18 protein-coding genes are annotated in these 19,982 nt (G+C 68.7%); 5 read left to right on the forward strand and 13 right to left on the reverse strand.

Features of this window, described 5'->3' with window-relative positions; genetic code table 11:
• Window positions 1-258 (reverse strand): 50S ribosomal protein L27, encoded by a 258-nt coding sequence (rpmA, locus tag ACFVWL_RS17300; RefSeq protein WP_028501603.1) that lies wholly within the window; start codon window positions 256-258, stop codon window positions 1-3.
• Between the two features lie 18 nt (window positions 259-276).
• Window positions 277-585 (reverse strand): 50S ribosomal protein L21, encoded by a 309-nt coding sequence (gene rplU, locus ACFVWL_RS17305; protein ID WP_028501602.1) that lies wholly within the window; start codon window positions 583-585, stop codon window positions 277-279.
• A gap of 246 nt (window positions 586-831) precedes the next feature.
• On the opposite strand from rplU, the gene ACFVWL_RS17310 reads away from it, so the two are divergent.
• Window positions 832-1,098: a DUF4031 domain-containing protein gene (locus ACFVWL_RS17310; protein ID WP_387185437.1), complete on the forward strand. Its 267-nt coding sequence runs from the start codon at window positions 832-834 to the stop codon at window positions 1,096-1,098.
• On the opposite strand, the gene ACFVWL_RS17315 is transcribed toward ACFVWL_RS17310, so the two are convergent.
• The gene (locus ACFVWL_RS17315; protein ID WP_387185439.1) at window positions 1,063-3,651 is read right to left on the reverse strand and encodes an Rne/Rng family ribonuclease; all 2,589 of its coding nucleotides are present in this window, start codon (window positions 3,649-3,651) and stop codon (window positions 1,063-1,065) included. The genes ACFVWL_RS17310 and ACFVWL_RS17315 overlap by 36 nt on opposite strands.
• A 282-nt stretch (window positions 3,652-3,933) precedes the next feature.
• Between ACFVWL_RS17315 and ACFVWL_RS17320 the strand changes: the two genes are divergently transcribed.
• Window positions 3,934-4,545, forward strand: coding sequence for a vitamin K epoxide reductase family protein (locus tag ACFVWL_RS17320; RefSeq protein ID WP_387185440.1), 612 nt, complete (start codon window positions 3,934-3,936; stop codon window positions 4,543-4,545).
• A gap of 74 nt (window positions 4,546-4,619) precedes the next feature.
• Here the strand turns inward: ACFVWL_RS17320 and ndk are convergent, their stop codons facing one another.
• Genes ndk through ileS form a run of 4 tightly spaced genes read right to left on the reverse strand, consistent with a single transcriptional unit; the run spans window position 4,620 to window position 10,186 of the window.
• Window positions 4,620-5,036 carry a nucleoside-diphosphate kinase gene (gene ndk / locus ACFVWL_RS17325; protein ID WP_387185442.1) on the reverse strand — a complete coding sequence of 139 codons (417 nt, stop codon included), beginning with the start codon at window positions 5,034-5,036 and terminating at the stop codon, window positions 4,620-4,622.
• 1 nt (window position 5,037) lies between these two features.
• A complete protein-coding gene (locus ACFVWL_RS17330) occupies window positions 5,038-5,460 on the reverse strand; it encodes a DUF4233 domain-containing protein (RefSeq protein WP_387185444.1) in 423 nt (140 codons plus the stop codon).
• Window positions 5,448-6,800 (reverse strand): bifunctional folylpolyglutamate synthase/dihydrofolate synthase, encoded by a 1,353-nt coding sequence (locus ACFVWL_RS17335; protein ID WP_387185446.1) that lies wholly within the window; start codon window positions 6,798-6,800, stop codon window positions 5,448-5,450. The genes ACFVWL_RS17330 and ACFVWL_RS17335 overlap by 13 nt, the downstream gene beginning before the upstream one ends.
• Window positions 6,797-10,186 (reverse strand): isoleucine--tRNA ligase, encoded by a 3,390-nt coding sequence (gene ileS, locus ACFVWL_RS17340; protein WP_387185449.1) that lies wholly within the window; start codon window positions 10,184-10,186, stop codon window positions 6,797-6,799. Before ileS ends, ACFVWL_RS17335 begins: the two co-directional genes overlap by 4 nt.
• Window positions 10,187-10,499: 313 nt before the next feature.
• Here ileS and ACFVWL_RS17345 point away from each other — a divergent pair, with 313 nt between their 5' ends.
• A complete protein-coding gene (locus ACFVWL_RS17345) occupies window positions 10,500-11,150 on the forward strand; it encodes a pentapeptide repeat-containing protein (RefSeq protein WP_387185452.1) in 651 nt (216 codons plus the stop codon).
• Window positions 11,151-11,175: 25 nt separating this feature from the next.
• Here ACFVWL_RS17345 and ACFVWL_RS17350 read toward each other — a convergent pair whose 3' ends face one another.
• Genes ACFVWL_RS17350 through ACFVWL_RS17365 form a run of 4 tightly spaced genes read right to left on the reverse strand, consistent with a single transcriptional unit; the run spans window position 11,176 to window position 16,073 of the window.
• Entirely contained in the window at window positions 11,176-12,684 is a 1,509-nt protein-coding gene (locus ACFVWL_RS17350) for a dipeptide ABC transporter ATP-binding protein (protein WP_387185454.1), read from the reverse strand.
• Window positions 12,681-13,493: an ABC transporter permease gene (locus tag ACFVWL_RS17355; protein WP_387185457.1), complete on the reverse strand. Its 813-nt coding sequence runs from the start codon at window positions 13,491-13,493 to the stop codon at window positions 12,681-12,683. Before ACFVWL_RS17355 ends, ACFVWL_RS17350 begins: the two co-directional genes overlap by 4 nt.
• Window positions 13,490-14,437 carry an ABC transporter permease gene (locus ACFVWL_RS17360; RefSeq protein WP_387185459.1) on the reverse strand — a complete coding sequence of 316 codons (948 nt, stop codon included), beginning with the start codon at window positions 14,435-14,437 and terminating at the stop codon, window positions 13,490-13,492. Before ACFVWL_RS17360 ends, ACFVWL_RS17355 begins: the two co-directional genes overlap by 4 nt.
• Before the next feature lie 25 nt (window positions 14,438-14,462).
• Window positions 14,463-16,073 carry an ABC transporter substrate-binding protein gene (locus ACFVWL_RS17365; RefSeq protein ID WP_387185461.1) on the reverse strand — a complete coding sequence of 537 codons (1,611 nt, stop codon included), beginning with the start codon at window positions 16,071-16,073 and terminating at the stop codon, window positions 14,463-14,465.
• Window positions 16,074-16,243: 170 nt separating this feature from the next.
• On the opposite strand from ACFVWL_RS17365, the gene valS reads away from it, so the two are divergent.
• Window positions 16,244-18,859: a valine--tRNA ligase gene (gene valS, locus ACFVWL_RS17370; RefSeq protein ID WP_387185463.1), complete on the forward strand. Its 2,616-nt coding sequence runs from the start codon at window positions 16,244-16,246 to the stop codon at window positions 18,857-18,859.
• Window positions 18,859-19,074 carry a hypothetical protein gene (locus tag ACFVWL_RS17375; RefSeq protein WP_387185465.1) on the forward strand — a complete coding sequence of 72 codons (216 nt, stop codon included), beginning with the start codon at window positions 18,859-18,861 and terminating at the stop codon, window positions 19,072-19,074. Before valS ends, ACFVWL_RS17375 begins: the two co-directional genes overlap by 1 nt.
• 27 nt (window positions 19,075-19,101) lie before the next feature.
• Here the strand turns inward: ACFVWL_RS17375 and ACFVWL_RS17380 are convergent, their stop codons facing one another.
• Window positions 19,102-19,320: a hypothetical protein gene (locus ACFVWL_RS17380; RefSeq protein WP_387185468.1), complete on the reverse strand. Its 219-nt coding sequence runs from the start codon at window positions 19,318-19,320 to the stop codon at window positions 19,102-19,104.
• Window positions 19,317-19,934, reverse strand: a complete 618-nt coding sequence (locus ACFVWL_RS17385) for an ArsR/SmtB family transcription factor (RefSeq protein ID WP_387185470.1) — start codon at window positions 19,932-19,934, stop codon at window positions 19,317-19,319. Before ACFVWL_RS17385 ends, ACFVWL_RS17380 begins: the two co-directional genes overlap by 4 nt.
• Between the last annotated feature and the right edge of the window lie 48 nt (window positions 19,935-19,982).

Below are 19,982 nucleotides of genomic sequence, written 5' to 3' on the forward strand. Positions count from 1 at the left end.
TCACTCAGCTGCGGCGACGATGTTGACGACCTTGCGGCCGCCCTTCGCGCCGAACTGGACCGCACCGGCGGCCAGAGCGAACAGCGTGTCGTCGCCGCCACGGCCGACGTTGACGCCGGGGTGGAAGTGCGTGCCGCGCTGACGGACGATGATCTCGCCGGCGAGGACCTGCTGACCGCCGAAGCGCTTCACGCCGAGGCGCTGAGCGTTGGAGTCACGACCGTTACGGGTTGAGCTTGCGCCCTTTTTATGTGCCATGTCCTAGTCCCCTCGGGCTTACTTGATGCCGGTGATCTTGACGCGCGTGAGCTCCTGACGGTGGCCCTGGCGCTTCTTGTAGCCGGTCTTGTTCTTGTACTTCTGGATGATGATCTTCGGGCCGCGGAGGTTGCCGATGACCTCAGCCGTGACCTTGACCTTCGCCAGCGAGTCAGCGTCGGTGGTCACCGTGGCGCCGTCGACGAGCAGCACTGCGGCCAGCTCGATCTTCTCGCCCTGGGCAGCCTTGACACGGTCGAGCTGAACGATCGTGCCGACCTCGACCTTCTCCTGCCGCCCACCGGCGCGCACTACTGCGTAAACCACTTCATACCTGTTTCGTTGGGGAGCTCGCGGCTCCGAGATCTCACGGGAAGACTGTTGCTTGCATGCGCCGCAGAACGGCGGGCGCGAACGCAAGGCTCTCCGCTTCGACCGACGAGGACGACGCGGCATACGCACCAAGGGACTACTTTACCGGATGCAGGTCGGTGTCGCAAAGCGGGCCGACTCCGGCGCCCTTCGCCTCCTGCTTCCGGCCCCGCCCCGTCGGCGCGGTCATAGGCTGACAGGGTGACCGTACTCGTCGACGACCCGCTCTGGCCCGCCCACGGACGCCTGTGGGCACACCTGGTCAGCGACGAGAGCCTCGACGAGCTGCACGCGTTCGCGCGCGCCAACGACATCGCTCCACGCGCGTTCGACCTCGACCACTACGACGTGCCGGAGGAGATCGTCCCCCGGCTCGTCGCCGCCGGTGCCCAGCACGTCAAGGGCAAGGAGCTGGTGCGCCGGCTGATCGCCTCAGGACTCCGTGTCCGCAGCCGCGACCGGCGCTGACGGCTCGTTGTTCACCGAGACGGGCGTACCGGTGAGCGCCGCGGTGCTCACCCGACGGCGTCCTCGTCCCTGACCGGGTGCCTTCGGCTCCGGCAGGGCATCGAGAACGGAGTCGAGCAGCTGCTCGGCAGGAGACTTCGGGCCCTTGCGGTCACCGCTGCGCTTCTTGCGGGCCTTCTTGGGACGCTCGGCAACCGCAGGCGCCTCCGTCGCGGTATCGACGGTCTCGGCTTCCTGTGCGCCCTCCACCGCCGGGGCGATGGTGGAAGCGGCGATCTGTGCGAGAGCAGACTTGGCACCCTCGGTGATGCTGTGGGTGACGGCGGGAGCGGCCGGAGCGCTCTGGCTCTGACCGTTGCCGTTGCCATTGCCGTTGCTGCCGTTGCCGCGCTGACGTCGACCGCTCTGTCCGTTGCCGCCGCCGTTGCTGCCACCGCCGCTGTTGTTGCTGGAGCGGTGCTTCACGACCGGGTCGTGATGAACGATGACGCCACGACCGGCGCAGACCTCGCACGCCTCGCTGAAGGTCTCCAGCAGTCCGAGGCCGAGCTTCTTGCGTGTCATCTGCACGAGACCGAGCGAGGTGACCTCGGCCACCTGGTGCTTCGTGCGGTCGCGGCTCAGGCATTCGATCAGTCGACGCAGCACGAGGTCGCGGTTGGACTCGAGCACCATGTCGATGAAGTCGACGACGATGATGCCGCCGATGTCGCGCAGACGCAGCTGTCGGACGATCTCCTCCGCCGCCTCGAGGTTGTTCTTGGTGACGGTCTCCTCGAGGTTTCCGCCGGAGCCGACGAACTTGCCGGTGTTGACGTCGACGACCGTCATGGCCTCGGTGCGGTCGATCACGAGCGAACCACCGGAGGGGAGCCACACCTTGCGGTCGAGAGCCTTCTCGATCTGCTCCGTGATGCGGAACGCGTCGAACGGATCGGTCTCGTCCTCATAGGCCTCGACGCGCTCGAGCAGGTCGGGGGCGACGCTCTCGAGGTAGGCGCGGATGGTCTGCTGCGCATCTTCGCCCTGGATGAGCATCTTCGTGAAGTCCTCGTTGAAGACGTCGCGGACGATCTTCACGAGCAGGTCGGGCTCGGCGTGCAGGAGCGCAGGCGCCTGCTGATTCTCGACCTGCTTCTGGATGTGCTCCCACTGAGAGGTGAGGCGCTGCACGTCGCGGGTGAGCTGGTCCTCGGTGGCACCCTCTGCCGCAGTACGGACGATGACGCCGGAGGACTCCGGGAGCACCTCCTTGAGGATGCGCTTGAGGCGCGCCCGCTCGTTGTCGGGGAGCTTGCGGCTGATGCCGTTCATCGAGCCACCGGGTACGTAGACCAGGTAGCGACCGGGAAGCGAGATCTGGCTCGTGAGGCGGGCGCCCTTGTGCCCCACGGGATCCTTCGTGACCTGCACGAGGACACGGTCGCCGGGCTTGAGTGCCAGCTCGATGCGGCGCGGCTGGTTGCCGGTCTCGACGCCGTCCCAGTCGACCTCGCCCGAGTAGAGCACGGCGTTGCGTCCGCGACCGATGTCGACGAAGGCGGCCTCCATGCTGGGGAGCACGTTCTGCACGCGGCCCAGATAGACGTTCCCGATGAGCGACGCGTCCTGGTTGCGAGCGACGTAGTGCTCGACGAGCACGCCGTCCTCGAGGACGCCGATCTGCGTGCGTCCGTTCTTCGACCGCACGACCATCTTGCGGTCGACGGACTCGCGGCGCGCGAGGAACTCGGCCTCGGTCACGACCGGACGACGACGACCGGCGTCACGTCCATCGCGGCGGCGCTGCTTCTTCGCCTCGAGACGGGTCGACCCCTTGATGGCCTTCGGCTCCGTGATGTACTCGACGACACGCTGACGCTGGCGCGGCTCTTCGCGCTGCTCTTCGCCCTCGGAGCCACCGCGGCGGCGACGGCCACGGCCACGGCCGGCAGCGTCGTCCTGCGGCTGCTCGCGCTCGGCGATGCGGTCGAAGATGCGCTCGCGACCCGGACGCGCGGGCAGCGGGACGATCTCGGGCGCGTAGAAGTGCAGCTGCGTGGAGACCTGCGAGACGAACACCTCGGGAAGCAGACCGAGTGAGACGGCGGTCAACGGAGCCTCGGGAGCAGCCGGAGCCTCCTCGGCGACGGTTTCCTCGGTGACACTCCGCTCGGGGACATCCTGCTCGGGGACATCCTGCTCGACGACGGCGCCCTCGGAGCGCTCCTCGTCGGATGCGGATGCCTCGGATGCCCCCGCGTCGACGGACGACTCGGCCACGTCAGCTGCGGCTTCGGCTTCCGCCTCAGCCACAGCGTCAGCGACGGACTCGGCCGCAGCAGCGGCATCGTCGGCAGCAGCGGCGGCATCATCTGCCGCGGCGTAGCCGGCGGCGACGTCGTCGGCAGCGGCATCCTCGGCCGCTTCCGCGGCGTCGGAGCTGTCGTCACTCTCGTCCGAGGACCCGGTGAGGTCTCCTGCGTCGGGAGCGGTGGGCTCCGTCAGCTCTCCCGCGGCGTCAGCCGGGAAGTCGAGGGTAGGGGCGTTGTTGTCATTGTTCTCATCGGCCATCTCTGGCTTACTCCCTGCACGGGACACTCGGTGTTCCGTGAAATCTCATGCGGTACCCGCGGGTTCCGCGAACTCACTCGGTTTGCGACCGGCTCATGGCTCTGATCGCGTGGGGCATTGGACCCCGAAGTCTGCTCGACGCGTGTCGCGGCAACGCCGTTCATCGCATCACAGGCCATTATCGCACCAAGTGGCTCCGTTCGCGGCATCCCATCGGTCGCAGCGCGTTTTCTCCGGCCTGTTCTCGCCGCATCCATAGCAGTCGCTGGGATAATCCCCAGTATGAGCGAGCAGCGCACCCGCCCCGTCATCTACGCCGTCTGGCTGATCATCGCGAGCGTGGTGGGCTGGTTCGCCGCCTTCCAGCTGACGATCGAGAAGTTCGCGCTGCTGGAGAATCCGAAGGAAGCGCTCTCCTGCGACCTGAGCCCGTTCATCCAGTGCAGCACCAACCTCGAGTCGTGGCAGGGGTCGGTCTTCGGCTTCCCCAACCCGATCCTCGGCCTCACCGGCTGGATGGCTCCGCTGGTGGTGGGCGTCGCGATCCTCGCGGGTGCGCGGTTCCCGCGCTGGTTCTGGGCGGCGTTCGGCGTCGGCATCACGTTCGCTTTCGGCCTCGTCTGCTGGCTCATCGGACAGAGTCTGTACGACCTCTTCGTGCTGTGCCCGTGGTGCATGGTGACCTGGGCCGTGACGATCCCCACCTTCTTCGCGACGATGATCCATCTGACCCGTAACGGCACGTTCACCAGCAATGAGAAGGTCAAGGCGCGCGCCGACAAGCTCATGCCGTGGGTTCCGCTGGCCACCATCGTCGCCTATGCGCTGATCATCTTCCTGGCTCAGCTGCAGGGTCTCGACTTCCTGGGCGAGATGGCCAGAATCCTGTTCTGACCTCGCCCCCCCCGCACGACGAAAGCCCGCCCGCCGAGATTCGGCGGACGGGCTTTTCGTATGCGGACGGGCTCTCAGTCGAACCAGATGCCGAGCTCGCGAGCGGCCGACTCGGGGCTGTCCGAGCCGTGCACGAGGTTCTGCTGCACCTTCAGGCCCCAGTCGCGACCGAAGTCGCCACGGATCGTGCCGGGTGCCGCAGTCGTCGGATCCGTCGTGCCCGCGAGCGAGCGGAAGCCCTCGATCACGCGGTTGCCCGCGAGACGGATGGCGACAGACGGGCCGGAGAGCATGAACTCGATCAGCGGCTCGTAGAACGGCTTGCCCTCGTGCTCGGCGTAGTGCTCGGCGAGCAGGTCGCGGTCGGGCTCGACCAGGCGGATGTCGACGAGGGCGTAGCCCTTCGCCTCGATGCGGGCGAGGATCGCGCCGGTGAGGCCGCGGGCGACACCATCGGGCTTGACGAGGACGAGGGTTTCTTCGGTGGCCATGTCATTCACTCTCTGTCTGAGTCTCGGTCGTGGGCTCGGCGGGGCGTCGTGCGTCCAATCGGGCCCCTCCGATGGTCGCATACGCCCACATGCCGCCGAAAATCAGGACGACGAGCAGGATGGACGGGACGAAGAACGCCGAAAGGGCGACGAGGGCCTGGACGACCCACCCGGCGGTGAGGGCCCAGGGCTTCGTGATCATCCCGGCGATCGCGATGCACGCGAGAGCGAGCACGGCGCCGGCGACGATCGCCCACCACTGCTCGACGCCTTCGGGGAGCTGACGCAGCCCGAAGATCGTCAGACCGACGAGGAAGACCACGATGGCCTCGAAGCCGAGCACGACCGGTGCGAGCTTCTGCACGAGGGTGCGCTGCCGGCGCGGACGGCGGGCAGGTGTCGCCTCGGCGCTCACGCGCGCCACCCCGCCTTCCAATCCTCGTCCTGCGCCAGCGCGATCGCCTCGCCGGCGAGCACGACGGATCCCGCGATGATCACCGCGCGGCGATCAGAGGATGCGGCCCATTCGCGCGCGGCATCGGCGGCATCGGCGAGCGAGTGATGCACGGTGGCCCGCTGCCCGTTCTGCTCGACGAGATCGGCGATCGCATCTGCGTCGCTTGCGCGATCGGAGTCGGGAGCGGTGGCGAACACGTGCGCCGCCGAGGGAGCGAGTTCGGCGACGATGCCGGCGGCATCCTTGTCGGCGAGCACCCCGAGCACCAGACCCCACTCGTCGAAGTCGAAGCTGTCGTCGAGGGCCTGCGCGAGCGCTTTGGCGCCGTGCGGGTTGTGGGCGGCGTCGACGATCACCGTCGGGGCGATGCCGAGCAGCTGCAGCCGGCCCGGTGAGGTGCTCTCCTGCAGACCCGCGGTGACGATGTCCGCGGCGATGCGCTGCGTGGCCCCGCCGATCAGCGACTCGACCGCCGCGACGGCGAGGGCCGCGTTGTGCCCCTGGTGCGCGCCGTACAGCGGGAGGTACTCCTCGGTGTACTCCCCCGCCAGGCCGCGGATCGTGAGCAGCTGGCCGCCGACCGCGAGCTTCTGCTCGGTGAGGCCGAACTCCTCGCCCTCGAACGCGATGGTCGCATTGCGCTCCGCCGCCACCCGACGCAGCACCTCCGCGGCCTCGGCGGGCTGCTGGGCCGACACCACGGCCGCGCCCTCCTTGATGATGCCGGCCTTGACCTCGGCGATCTCGGCGATCGTGCTGCCGAGGCGATCCGCGTGGTCGATGTCGATCGGCGCGAACACCGCGACGTCTCCGTCTGCCGTGTTCGTGGAGTCCCATTCCCCGCCCATGCCCACCTCGAGCACGAGCACGTCGATCGGGGCATCGGCCACCGCGACGAACGCCAGCACGGTCAGCAGCTCGAAGAACGTCAGCGGAGCGTCGCCCGCGGCTTCGAGCTCGGCATCGACGATGTCGACGAACGGCTCGATCTCGTCCCACGCATCCGCGACGGCCTCATCGGCGATGGGCTCGCCGTCGATCATGATGCGCTCTGTGAAGCGCTCCAGGTGCGGGCTCGTGAACAGTCCGGTGCGCAGATCATGCGCCCGCAACAGAGACTCGATCATCCGTGCGGTCGACGTCTTGCCGTTCGTGCCCGTGATGTGCACGACGCGGTAGGTGCGCTGCGGGTCGTCGAGGAAGGCGAGGATGCGCGCCGTGCGCTCCTTGCGCGGCTGCACCCAACGCTCTCCTGCGCGACTCAGCAGGGTCTCGTACACGGCATCCGCCCGGTCTGCGGCGCTCATGCTGCTGCTCCCATCCTGGTGACGGCGATCGTGAAGTCGCCGGCGTTCGCATAGGTGCCGGCGGAGATGACCGCGGAGAACTCGGGCGTCACTCCCCCGGCGGCGGCGAGAACCGCCCCGTGTCCGAAGATCGAGTCTCCTTGCGCGTCGATCACGAAGTACTCCTCCGCCAGGGTCTCCGCCGCGATGCCGGCCAGGTCGAAGGCCGAGACGACAGCCTTGGTGTCCACATCGTCCTGGAACCGCAGGACCAGCTGGATCCGGTCACTGACGTCGAAGTCCGCGTTCTTACGGGTCTCCTGCACGGCACGGATGACGTCGCGTGCGAGTCCCTCGGCCTCCAGCTCCGGGGTCGTCCTGGTGTCGAGCAGCACGAAGCCGCCGGTCGGGACGATGGCCAGGGCCTCACCCTCCGGGCGGCCGGTGGTCTCGAGCACGAGGTCGTACTCCGACGGCTCGAGGACGATGCCGCCTGCCGTCACGACACCGGAGACCTCGCTCCAGTCTCCCGAGCGCGCTGCCTGGATCGCCTTCTGCACGTCCTTGCCCAGACGCGGACCCGCCGCACGGGCGTTGACGCTCAAGCGGTGCGCGATGCCGTACTCCGCCGCCGTGTCATCGGCGAGCGGGACGAGCTCCACCGACTTCACGTTCAGCTCCTCGCGGAGGATGTCCTCGAACTGGCCGAGCAGCGCCGCCGAGGGCGAGACGACCGTGAATCGGGCGAGAGGGAGCCGCACACGCAGCTTCTCCTTCTTCCGCAGTGCATTGCCGACGCTCGACAGCTCGCGCACCGCGTCCATGGCATCGCGGATCTCGTCCGCCGCGGGGAACTGCGCCTCGTCGGGCCAGTCGGTCAGGTGCACGCTGCGGCCACCGGTCAGGCCCTGCCACACGCGCTCGCTGATGAGCGGCACGAGAGGCGCCGCGACACGGGTGAGCGTCTCGAGCACGGTGTAGAGGGTGTCGAAGGCCTCACGGCTCTTGGGGTCTTCCGTCACCCCGGTCCAGAAGCGGTCGCGCGAACGGCGGATGTACCAGTTGGTCAGCACCTCGGCGAAGTCGCGCAGACGCGCGGACGCGGTCGTGGAGTCGAGCCCCTCGAGATCGGCGCGCACCTCACGGACCAGGTCGCCGAGGCGGGCAAGGATGTAGCGGTCGAGCACATCCGTGGAGTCGGTGCGCCATTCGGCCTCGTAGCCGTCCGCACCCGAGGCGTTGGCGTAGGTCGCGAAGAAGTACCACGAGTTCCACAGCGGGAGCAGGAATTCGCGCACGCCCGAACGGATGCCCTCCTCCGTGACCGCGAGGTTCCCCCCGCGCAGCACGGAGCTCGACATCAGGAACCAGCGCATCGCGTCGGAGCCGTCGCGGTCGAGCACCTCGGACACGTCGGGGTAGTTCCGCAGCGACTTCGACATCTTGTAGCCGTCGCTGCCGAGCACGATGCCGTGGCAGCTGACGCCCGTGAAGGCCGGACGGTCGAACAGCGCCGTCGACAGCACGTGCATCACGTAGAACCAGCCGCGCGTCTGTCCGATGTACTCGACGATGAAGTCCGCCGGGGAGTGCGAGTCGAACCACTCCTGGTTCTCGAACGGGTAGTGCACCTGGGCGTACGGCATGGAGCCCGAGTCGAACCACACGTCGAAGACGTCTTCGATGCGGCGCATGGTGCTCTGGCCGGTGGGGTCGTCGGGGTTCGGGCGCGTCAGGTCGTCGATGTACGGCCGGTGCAGGTCGATCTCGCCCTCGGGGTTGCGCGGCAGCGTGCCGAAGTCGCGCTCGAGATCCTCCAGCGAGCCGTAGGCGTCGACGCGCGGGTACTCCGGGTCGTCGCTCTTCCAGATCGGGATCGGCGAACCCCAGTAGCGGTTGCGGCTGATCGACCAGTCGCGCGCGCCCTCGAGCCACTTGCCGAACTGACCGTGCTTGACGTTCTCCGGCACCCAGGTGATCTGCTCGTTGTTCGCGAGCATGTCGTCCTTGATGTCCGTGACGCGGATGAACCAGCTCGACACGGCCTTGTAGATCAGGGGGTTGCGGCAGCGCCAGCAGTGCGGATACGAGTGCTCGTAGCTCTGCAGGCGGATCAGGCGACCGTTCTCGCGGATCAGGCGCACGAGCGGCGTGTTCGCGTCCATCCAGAGCTGACCGGCGACGTCGGTGACGTTGGGGAGGAACCGTCCGCCGTCATCGAGCGACAGGATCGTGGGGATACCGGCGGCGCCCGCGACCCGCTGGTCGTCTTCGCCGTAGGCCGGGGCCTGGTGGACGATGCCGGTGCCGTCGCTGACGGTGACGTACTCGTCGACCAGGATGCGCCAGGCGTTCTCGGTCCCGTAGATCTCGGTGTCGGCGTAGTAGTCGAACAACCGGTCGTACGTCACGTCCTGCAGCTCGGCGCCGCGCACCGTGGCGTCGACCGCCGCGAGTGCGTCTTCGGCGCTCTCGTACCCGAGGTCCTTGGCGTATCCGCCGAGGAGCTGGCGGGCGAGCAGGTAGCGGTGCGCCGACGACTCGATCGCGGCATCCGTCGTTCCCGCAGCCTGATGCACGTCCGCCGCGCCGTTCGGGCCCGCGGGGACCACGACGTACTCGATGTCCGGGCCCACGGCGAGCGCGGCGTTGGTCGGAAGGGTCCAGGGCGTGGTCGTCCAGGCGAGGGCGCGGACGCCGGTCAACCCGAGGGCTTCCGCCTTGGCACCCGTCAGCGGGAAGGTGACGGTGACGGAGGGGTCCTGACGCATCTGGTACACGTCGTCGTCCATGCGCAGCTCGTGGGCGCTGAGCGGGGTCTCATCCCTCCAGCAATACGGGAGAACACGGTAGCCCTCGTAGGCGAGACCCTTGTCGTACAGGGTCTTGAACGCCCAGAGCACACTCTCCATGTAGCCGAGGTCGAGCGTCTTGTAGCCGCGCTCGAAGTCGACCCAACGTGCCTGACGGGTGACGTAGTCCTGCCACTCGTGCGTGTAGGCCAGGACCGAGCTCTTCGCCTTCGCGTTGAAGACGTCGATGCCCATGTCCTCGATCTCGGCCTTCTCGGTGATCCCGAGCTGCTTCATGGCCTCGAGCTCGGCGGGGAGCCCGTGCGTGTCCCACCCGAAGACACGGTCGACCTTGTGGCCGGTCATCGTCTGGAAGCGCGGGAACACGTCCTTGGCGTAGCCGGTGAGCAGGTGTCCGTAGTGCGGCAGGCCGTTCGCGAACGGAGGGCCGTCGTAGAACACCCACTCCGGTGAACCCTCACGCTGCGCGATCGAGGCGCGGAAGGTGTCGTCCGTCTTCCAGAAAGCGAGCACCTCCTCTTCGATCTGCGGGAAGCGGGGGCTGGGCGCGACGGAGTCGGCGGCGGGGCCGAAGGAGGAACGGGGGTAGGTCATCGTGTCTCGCAGTGGTCGTCGTGGCGGATGCTCCTGCGAGGACGACCCTCACGGACCGCGGTACCACCTCGCGTGCCACGCCTTACGACGCGACCACTCTCACTGCGGCTGTGACGGGCCTGCCCCGCTCGGTTCTACTGAGCACCGCCCGAGGGGCGGGGCCGTTCTTCCGAGAGCTCCCCGGTGATGGCCGGATCGATGCTCTTCCCTCCAGTGTACGCGTGCGCGTCCCCTCCGGGCGCCTCGCTCCTCCCCGGCGCCCGGCCACCCACTCGCCGGACGGGATGTCGCCGGTGCGCCCTACGCTCGAAGCATGGCCCGCACCCCCGAGTCCCCCGCTCCTCCCCGCATCACAGCTCCCGATCTCCCGCCCGTGCTCGAGTCCGCTCCGCCCGCGCGCAGCGCCGACCTCATCGCCGCCCGGCTCGACCTGACCGGCACCGTCGACCTCGCCTATTCGACGATCGAGCAATGCGTCGTGAGCGCCGATGCCGACGCCGTCGACCTCACCGGCGCGACCGTCGTCGACGTCGACATGTCCGGGGTGCGCATCGCCTCGGTCCGTATGCGCGATGCCGGAGTACGCCGGTTGCGGATCAGCGGCGGCCGCATCGGCACGCTCGACCTCAGCGAGGCGCACATCTCGGAGCTCGAGCTGCGCGATGTGCGCATCGACTACCTCAACCTCGGCGCGGCGAAGGTCACCGATCTCGAGATCTCCGGGTGTGCCATCCGCACGATCGACATGCCGCAGTCCGAGCTCACCCGTGTGCGCTTCACCGCCACGTCGAGCGACGAGGTCGACCCGCGGGGCATGCGCGCGAAAGACGTCGATCTGCGTGGTCTCGACGCCCTCGCCTACCTCGACGCCAACAGCCTCCGCGGAGCAACGCTCACCTCGTTCCAGGTGCAGCAGCTGGCGCCGATCATCGCGGCAGGCATCGGCATTCAGATCAAGGACTGACGCAAGAGCAGAGGCTGACCGCAGATCACGCGCCGACGGGCCCGCTCGCCTCGAGCAGCTCCCGCGTGAACGGGTGCTGCGGTGCGGTGAACACCTCCGCGGTGGTGCCCTGCTCGACGATCCGTCCGTCCTGCATCACGAGCACCTCATCGGCGACCGCTCCGACCACATCGAGGTCGTGGGAGACGAGGATCATCGTCAGCTGCCGCTCCCGCTGCAACCGTGCGAGCAACCGCAGCACCCGCTCCCGCACCGACGGGTCGAGGGCGGAGACGGGCTCATCCAGCACCAGCACCTGCGGATCGGCAGCCAGCGCTCGTGCGATCGCCGCCCGTTGCCGCTGCCCGCCGGAGAGTGCACTCGGACGTCTGTCGGCGAGCTCCGGAGCGAGACCGACCTCGGCGAGCAGCTCCGCGACGCGGGCGGCCCGCTCAGGTCGAGGCACACCGCCCGCCTCCAGCCCCTCCCGCAGCGAGCGGCCGATCGTCCAGCGCGGGTCGAAGGCGCCGAGCGGATTCTGGTGCACGAGCTGCACCCGACGCTCCGCTGTCCACCGCAGGGTTCCGCTGTCCGGCGCATCGACGCCGACGATCATGCGCGCAAGCGTCGTCTTGCCGGATCCTGACTCCCCCACGATGCCGAGCGTCTGTCCGTCCTTCACCGTGAACGAGGCGTCGATGACCGCGGGCACGGCGTCGAAACTCCGCGACACGTCGCCGGCGATCAGCACCGGCGCAGATTCCGCGGGTGCGGAGGCTCGGGGTTCGTGGATCGTGGCGGCGATGAGCTGCTTCGTGTACTCGTGCCGAGGACTCTCGAGCACCTCGGCCACCGGACCGGACTCCACCACGATCCCGTCCTTCATCACGAGGACGCGGTCGGCGATCCGACGGACCGCCGCGAAGTCGTGGCTGATGAACACGAGCGCCGTGCCCGCATCGGCGATCTCGCGCAGCAGTCCGAGGATCCGCGCCTGCACGGTGGCGTCGAGTGCGGTCGTCGGCTCGTCCGCGACCAGCACAGCCGGAGCCGCGGCGAGCGCGGAGGCGATGAGTGCTCGCTGCCGGAGTCCGCCGGAGAGCTCGTGCGGGTGCTGTCGGGAGCGGCGTTCGGGGTCGGGCATCCACACCCGCGCCAGGAGCTCCCGCACCCGCCCCGCCCGCGCCGCCCGTCCGCGGACGATCCGGTGCAGGAGCAGCGGCTCTGCGACCTCCGCCCCGATCCGACGCAGCGGGTCGAGCGAGACCAGGGCGTCCTGCGAGACGAGCGCGATCCCGGTTCCGCGAAGGTCTCGCCACGCCCGCTCGGAGAGTCCGACCGCATCCGTTCCATCGACGAGGAGCTCGTCGAGTGTGACGTCCGCATCGGCGGGTGTCAGCCCCAGCAGCGCGCGGGCCGTGAGGGATTTGCCCGCCCCGGACTCGCCGACGATCGCCACGCACTCGCCCCGCTCGACGGTGAAGGTCACGCCCCGGACGACGGGCTTCCCGTCGAAGGCGATCCGCAGGCCCCGTACCTCCAGTGCAGCGCTCATGTCGCCCTCCCGTCCGCGCGTGACCGCAGGATCCGTCCGACGACGGTCGCCGACACCACGGTGAGCGTGATCGCGATGCCGGGGAAGAGGGAGATCCACCAGGCCTGTCCCAGCACGTTTCGCCCCCCGGCGAGCATCAGCCCCCACTCGGGCGTCGGCTCCGACGGCCCAAGTCCCAGGAAGCTGAGGCCGGCGGCGGCCAGGATGCTGGAGCCGATGCCGATGGTCGCGAGCACACTCAGCGCGCCGAGAACCCCCGGGACCACGTGCCGGGTGAACGCACGCGCGCGCGGCACACCGAGGATGCGCGCTGCCTCGACGTGCTCGGCGACGCGCAGGGTCTGCGTCTGCACGCGCGCCAGTCGCATGTACACGGGTACAGCGGCCAGAGTCACCGCGACCGCGATGTTCACGGGTCCGGGGCCCAGCACGGCGACGACGACGAGCGCGACGAGGAACTCGGGGAACGCCATCAGCACGTCGTTCACCCGCATCACGGTGGTGTCGACACCCCTCGGCGCGACTCCGGCGAGCGCGCCGATGACGAGTCCGACGGCGAGCGCCACCCCGGTGGCGAGGAGTCCGATGCCCAGCGAGCGCCCTGCGCCGTACACGACGCGCGAATAGACATCTCGTCCGCTCTGGTCGGTGCCGAACAGATGCTCGGCGCTCGGCGGAAGCAGGGCGGAGCGGACATCGGTCTGCAGCGGATCGTGCGTGGCCAGGACGCCGGGCCAGAGCGCCGCGAACGCGATCACGGCCAGCGCCAGGATCGCGACCCACAGCAGTACTCGCTGCGCGCGCCTCATCGGACGCCTCCGGGTCGCGACGCCCTGATGCGCGGGTCGATCAGCGGATGCACGAGTTCGACCACGAGGCTCACCGCGACGAAGACCAGGGCGCTCAGGAGGATGATCCCCGTGATCACCGGAAGGTCGCGGTCACTGATCGCCGCGAGCGTGACCCGGCCAAGACCCGGACGGGCGAACACGGTCTCCACCAGCACCGCACCGCCGAGCACCGACCCGGTCAGGTACGCCGCCAGCGTCACGGCGGAGGCAGCCCCGTGCCGCAGCCCGTGCCGCAGGGTGAACCACGAGGGGCTCGCCCCACGTGCCCTCACCGTCTCGGCGAACGGCATGCGCTCGGCCTGCATCAGACCGTCGCGCAGCACCTGACTGAGCAGCGCAGCCACCGGGAGCGCGAGGGTGATGGCCGGCAGCACGAGAGTGGCGGGGTTACGCGCTCCCGACACGGGGAACCAGCCCAGCCCGAACGCGAAGACGCTGAGCAGGACGAGTCCGATCCAGAACACCGGTGAGGACAGCACCACCAGCTCGACCGCCGCGGCGACCGTGCGTCCCGCCGTGCCTCGCACGAAGATGGACACGGCGAGGGCGAGCACCAGGGCGATCACGAGCGCGAGCACCGAGAGCTGCACCGTCGCCCCGAGTTGGCGTCCGATCACCTCCGTCACCGGCATCCGCAGCTGGTACGACTCCCCCAGATCTCCCCGAGCAAGCTGGCCGATGAAGCCGAGGTACTGCTCGAACGGCGGCCTGTCCAGTCCGAGGTCGGCTCGGATACCGTCTTTGACCGCCTCGCTCACCTGCGCCTGGGGCCCCAGCATCACCGAGACCGGGTCTCCGGGGATCACCCGGAACGCGAGGAAGGCGACCGTCGCCGCACCCCACAGGACGACCACGACCGATGCGACCAGGCCGGCGATGCGCACGAGAGCAGCGTTCACCACCCGTGCCCTCCGCTCAGCCGACGGATCAGCCGACGGTCACATCGTAGAACAGCGGCCGACCGTACAGGTCGTACTCCAGGCCCTCCACCCGGTCGCCGACAGCCGTGATCGCCGACGGGCTGTAGAGCGGCACGATCGCCGTGTACGTGGCGTTCCACTGCTGCAGCTGGGTGTAGAGCTCATTGCGCGTGGCCTGGTCGCTGGTCGCGACGGCCTGCTCCAGCAGCGCATCGATCTGCGGATCGCTCACCTGCGACGCGTTCTGGAACCCGTCGGTGTGCAGGTGGTTGCGCAGAAGGTCGGGGTCGACGCCGGAGAAGCCCCAGTCGGTCAGGTCGAAGGTCTTCGGCTCGTACTGCTCGTTGTAGGCACCGGGCTCGAGCACCTCGCGCTCGATCTCGAAACCGATCCCCTTCAGGTCGGACTGGATCGCATTGGCCAGCGCGGCGCGGTCATCGGGAACCGGCGTCCAGGCGATCCACCGCACCGACAGCCGCTTGCCGTCCTTCATGCGGATGCCGTCGGTGTCGCGCGCCGTCCATCCGGCCTCGTCGAGCAGCGCGTTGGCCGCATCCTGGTCGAACGGCCAGCTGCCCTCGAGCGAGGCGTCGTAGCCCGGGGTCGTCGAACCGAGGATGCTCCATGCACGCGGGAACTGCCCGAAGTAGATCTCCTCGACCGCAGCGTCGACGTCGATGCCGCGGGCGAATGCCTGACGCACCTTCTCGTCGGCGAACACCCCGTGCTTCTCGTTCAGGTACAGCGAGTACGGCAGACCCGGGTACTCGATCGAGTCGACCGTGATGCCGTCACCGAGGTCCTTCGCGAGGTTCGGCGGGATGTTGCTGGCGAGGTCGGCCTCGCCGCTCGTCACGACGCCGGTGCGGACAGAGGCCTCCGGCTGGATCTCGACGCGAAGCGTCTCGAACGTCGGCGCCTTCGCGTCGTGCGGACCCCAGGCGTAGTCGTCGTTGCGGGTGTACACGATCTCCTGGTCCGGCGTGTACTCGGTCAGCTCGAACGGACCGGTGCCGACGGTGATGCCCGGGCCGCCCGCCTTGAGCTTGTCCGCGGACTTCTCGAGCACAGCCGGCGAGTAGAAGCCCAGCTGCGGGGTGCTCGCCGCCTGCAGGAACGGCGCGTAGGGCTGCGTGAAGGTCACCGTGACCGTGTGGTCGTCGACGACTTCGGTGCCCTCGTAGAAGTCGGCGCCGAGCATGCTGGATGCCTGGGCCGATGCCGTCTCGGGGTCGACGATGCGGTCGAAGTTCGCCTTGACCGCGGCGGCATCGAACTTCTCGCCGTCGGTGAAGGTCACGTCGTCGCGGAGGACGAATGTGTATTCCGTGCTGTCCGGCGACACTTCCCAGCTCTTCGCCAGCCATGGGCTGAACGTGCCGTCCTCCTCCTGGAACACCAGCGAGTCGAGCACCGCCCGCTGCACCATGCCGGAGACGTCGAGCTGGCTCACCTGCGGGTCCATGTGACCGGCCGAGAGGTTCGCGCCCTCGATGGACCACACGAGCTCTCCGCCCTCGCTGTCGGAACCGGGGGCCGCGCAGGCGCTGAGCACCAGTGCGGCGGCAGCGGCGAGCGCCGTGAAGGGCAGGAGACGACGCACAGATTTTGCGGGCATGGCGATTCCTCTGGACGAGCGGGTCGGGATGCCTCCATCCTACGGCCGATTGTTGGACCCGGTCGATCTGAGACGGCCGCCGGGCCCCGGGATGCTCGGTAGACTGTTGCGCACAACCCACACTCAGGCACGCTCACACAGTGCCGCATACATCGCTCGAGGAGACCTTCATGCCTGCTTCCGAATCGACGCAGAACCAGATTCCCGACAAGCCCGTGCTCGAAGGCCTCGAAGCGAAGTGGGATACCGCCTGGGCAGAGCAGGGCACCTACCTGTTCGACCGCGTGCGCGCGGCACAGGCCGGCCGCGAGGGCGTGTATTCGATCGACACCCCTCCCCCGACGGCGTCGGGCAGCCTCCACATCGGACACGTGTTCTCGTACACGCACACCGACGTGAAGGCCCGCTTCGAGCGCATGCGCGGCAAGACCGTGTTCTACCCCATGGGATGGGACGACAACGGCCTGCCCACCGAGCGCCGGGTGCAGAACTACTACGGCGTGCGGTGCGACCCCTCGCTGCCCTACACGTCCGACTTCACGCCCCCGTTCGAGGGCGGCGACAACAAGTCGAGCCGCGCGGCCGACCAGCAGCCGATCAGCCGCCGCAACTTCATCGAGCTCTGCGAGCGCCTCACGATCGAGGACGAGAAGCAGTTCGAGGCATTGTTCCGCCAGCTCGGGCTGAGCGTGGACTGGACGCAGACCTACCGCACCATCTCCGACGACACCATCCGCCAGAGCCAGCTCGCGTTCCTGCGCAACATCGAGCGCGGCGAGGCGTACCAGGCACTGGCCCCGACGCTCTGGGACATCGACTTCCGCTCCGCCATCGCACAGGCCGAACTCGAGGACCGCGACCAGCAGGCGGCGTATCACACCATCGAGTTCCCCTTCGCGGACGGTTCGGGATCGATCGCGATCGACACGACCCGTCCGGAGCTGCTCCCCGCGTGCATCGCGATCGTGACCCACCCGGAGGGACCGCACAAGCACCTCATCGGCTCCAAGGTGAAGACCCCCTTCTTCGGCGCCGAGATCGAGATCCACGGACACCACCTCGCCCAGCCCGACAAGGGCACGGGCGCGGCGATGGTCTGCACCTTCGGCGACGTGACCGACATCATCTGGTGGCGCGAGCTGCGCACCACCGACGACGAGTCCCTGCCGAACATGACCACGATCGGTCTGGACGGGCGGTTCCTGCCGGAGGCTCCGACCTCGGTCGAGAACCCCGAGGCTGCGACCTGGTACGCCGAGGAGATCGCGGGCAAGACCGTTTTCAGCGCACGCAAGGCCATCGTCGAGAAGCTGCAGGCGACGGGCGACATGACCGCGGTCGGAAAGCCGTTCAACCACGCGGTGAAGTTCTTCGAGAAGGGCGACCGTCCGCTCGAGATCGTCTCCACGCGTCAGTGGTACATCCGCAACAGCGCCCGCGACGGCGAACTCCGCGACAAGCTCATCGCCCACGGCGAGGAGCTCGCCTGGCACCCCGAGTTCATGCGTGTGCGCTACGAGAACTGGGTCGGCGGCCTGACCGGCGACTGGCTCGTGTCGCGTCAGCGCTTCTTCGGCGTGCCGATCCCCCTCTGGTACGCCCTCGATGAGAACGGCGAACGCGACTACGACCGCGTGCTCACCCCGGATGCAGCGACGCTCCCGATCGATCCGACCACCGACGTCCCCGCCGGGTACACCGAGGACCAGCGCGGCGTGCCGGGCGGCTTCGACGCCGAGGCCGACATCCTCGACACCTGGGCCACCTCGTCCCTCACGCCGCAGCTCGCGGGCGGCTGGCAGCGCGATGAGGAGCTGTGGCAGCTCACCGCTCCGTTCGACCTGCGCCCTCAGGGTCAGGACATCATCCGCACCTGGCTGTTCTCCACCATGCTGCGCTCGACGCTCGAAGACGACAGGACGCCGTGGCGCAACGCCGCGATCTCCGGCTTCATCGTCGACCCCGACCGCAAGAAGATGTCGAAGTCGAAGGGCAACGTGGTCACCCCGGCCGATGTGCTCGAGGCGCACGGCTCCGACGCGGTGCGATACTGGGCGGCATCGAGTCGCCTCGGCATGGACGCGGCGTTCGATCCGCAGAACCCGACGCAGGTGAAGATCGGTCGCCGTCTGGCCATCAAGGTGCTGAACGCGGCGAAGTTCGTGCTGTCCTTCCCCGTCCCCGATGGCGCACAGGTCACGCACGCCCTCGATGCGTCGATGCTGACCGCTCTCGACGGTGTCGTGGTCGAGGCCACCAAGGCGTTCGAGCGGTACGACGCCGCTCGTGCCCTGGAGCTCACCGAGGCCTTCTTCTGGACGTTCTGCGACGACTACCTCGAGCTCGTGAAGGAGCGGGCCTACAACCAGGCCGATGTGGGGCAGGCATCCGCGGCGCTCTCGCTGCGTCTGGCCCTGTCGACGCTGCTCCGCCTGCTGGCTCCCGTGCTGTCCTTCGCGGCGGAGGAGTCGTGGTCTTGGTTCGAAGAGGGCTCCGTGCACACGGCCGCGTGGCCGACGCCGCTCGGCATCGACGGCGACCCGGCGGTGCTGGCTGCGGCCAGCGAAGCGCTGATCGGCATCCGTCGCGCGAAGACCGAGGCGAAGGCCTCGCAGAAGACTCCGGTCTCGCGTGCGGCGATCGCTGCTCCCGCCACGAAGCTCGATGCCCTGCGCGCCGCCGCCGATGACCTCCGCGCCGTCGGCCGCATCGCCGACCTCGAGTTCACCGAGGCCGAGGCCTTCGCGGTCACCGCGATCGAGCTCGCCCCGGTCGAGGCCTCCTGATGCAGCTCGGCACGCGCTGGGCGGCGGGGTCCGAGGCTCCGGCCTCCGTCCCCGCCTCCCTGCGGCCGGCGATCGCCGAGGTCGAGGCCCGGGGGCTGACCGGGCACTGGACGCTCACCTGGCTGGAAGGCCGCGCGATCGCAGAGCTCGACGCAGGGTGGGAGGTCTTCCAGACCGCGTCCGGCGAGATCGTCGCCCGCCCCTTCGAGGACTGACCCTCACCACGGGGACGAGGCCGCGCCTCAGCGCCGGGTCAGGCCGAGCTGAGCGAGCGCGTGGTCGACTGCACGCGGATCCTGCCGGCGGGTCTGCTGCTCGCGCAGCAGGTCGAGGGAGAGCTCGCGTCGTTCGGCACGGCGCGAGATGCGGTGCTCGACGTACGCGGTGAGGCGGTCAGCCAACCGCAGCAGGCCTCGCTCGGTCTGCGTCGGAGCCACCAGGTGAAGCGTTGCGCTGGTCATGATTCCTCCACGGTTTCGTCGCCGGCCCTCGACGCCGTCGGCGTCGGCAGGTCGAAGAGTTCGGTGCGGAGCGAGACGCGCCGCACATCTGGTCCGGTCTGACCCCGGTAGCGCTCGATGGCGCTCTCGACGATGGTCTCGAGTTCCTCGCGGAGCGACATGGCCTGCTCCGGCGTCATGTCGAGGTGCGTGGTGATCGTGATCCCCACATCACGCCAGGCCTCCGGCACCTCGGACTGAGGTCTGTTGAGGTACGCCATCAGCGTCTCGTGACGCAAGCGGAAGAACTCCGACGTCACGATCTGGGCGGCAGCACGGTTCGCGGGCGAGGTCATCTCATCGGGACCGGGCACGTCGATGCGCCCCTTGGGCCGCTCCCACCACCGCTCGCGCGCCGTACCTCGCCCCTCGACCTCGCGGATGAGGTCGTGCGAGGCCAGCGCACGAAGGTGGTAGCTGGTCGACCCCGAGGTCTCCCCCACGAGTGCGGCGAGCGAACTGGCAGTCTGCGGACCGCGCGCGGCGAGGAGATCGAAGATCTTCACCCGGAGCGGGTGCGCCAGCGCCTTCAGCGCACTGGCGTCAAGAGTCCTGACCTGCGTCTCGTTCGTCATGCATGCAAAGATACCCTTGCAAAGAACTCTTTGCAAGTATTTCTTTGC

It is taken from the genome of Microbacterium sp. NPDC058269 (genome assembly GCF_042881445.1).
Classification (GTDB): Bacteria; Actinomycetota; Actinomycetes; order Actinomycetales; family Microbacteriaceae; genus Microbacterium.

Excerpts from the sequence above, each read along its gene's own strand:
- rpmA (WP_028501603.1), bottom strand. The coding sequence starts at position 258 with ATGGCACATAAAAAGGGCGCAAGCTCAACCCGTAACGGTCGTGACTCC.
- ACFVWL_RS17315 (WP_387185439.1), bottom strand. The coding sequence starts at position 3,651 with ATGGCCGATGAGAACAATGACAACAACGCCCCTACCCTCGACTTCCCG.
- ACFVWL_RS17320 (WP_387185440.1), top strand. The coding sequence starts at position 3,934 with ATGAGCGAGCAGCGCACCCGCCCCGTCATCTACGCCGTCTGGCTGATC.
- ndk (WP_387185442.1), bottom strand. The coding sequence starts at position 5,036 with ATGGCCACCGAAGAAACCCTCGTCCTCGTCAAGCCCGATGGTGTCGCC.
- ACFVWL_RS17335 (WP_387185446.1), bottom strand. The coding sequence starts at position 6,800 with ATGAGCGCCGCAGACCGGGCGGATGCCGTGTACGAGACCCTGCTGAGT.
- ileS (WP_387185449.1), bottom strand. The coding sequence starts at position 10,186 with ATGACCTACCCCCGTTCCTCCTTCGGCCCCGCCGCCGACTCCGTCGCG.
- ACFVWL_RS17345 (WP_387185452.1), top strand. The coding sequence starts at position 10,500 with ATGGCCCGCACCCCCGAGTCCCCCGCTCCTCCCCGCATCACAGCTCCC.
- ACFVWL_RS17350 (WP_387185454.1), bottom strand. The coding sequence starts at position 12,684 with ATGAGCGCTGCACTGGAGGTACGGGGCCTGCGGATCGCCTTCGACGGG.
- ACFVWL_RS17355 (WP_387185457.1), bottom strand. The coding sequence starts at position 13,493 with ATGAGGCGCGCGCAGCGAGTACTGCTGTGGGTCGCGATCCTGGCGCTG.
- ACFVWL_RS17365 (WP_387185461.1), bottom strand. The coding sequence starts at position 16,073 with ATGCCCGCAAAATCTGTGCGTCGTCTCCTGCCCTTCACGGCGCTCGCC.
- valS (WP_387185463.1), top strand. The coding sequence starts at position 16,244 with ATGCCTGCTTCCGAATCGACGCAGAACCAGATTCCCGACAAGCCCGTG.
- ACFVWL_RS17375 (WP_387185465.1), top strand. The coding sequence starts at position 18,859 with ATGCAGCTCGGCACGCGCTGGGCGGCGGGGTCCGAGGCTCCGGCCTCC.
- ACFVWL_RS17380 (WP_387185468.1), bottom strand. The coding sequence starts at position 19,320 with ATGACCAGCGCAACGCTTCACCTGGTGGCTCCGACGCAGACCGAGCGA.
- ACFVWL_RS17385 (WP_387185470.1), bottom strand. The coding sequence starts at position 19,934 with ATGACGAACGAGACGCAGGTCAGGACTCTTGACGCCAGTGCGCTGAAG.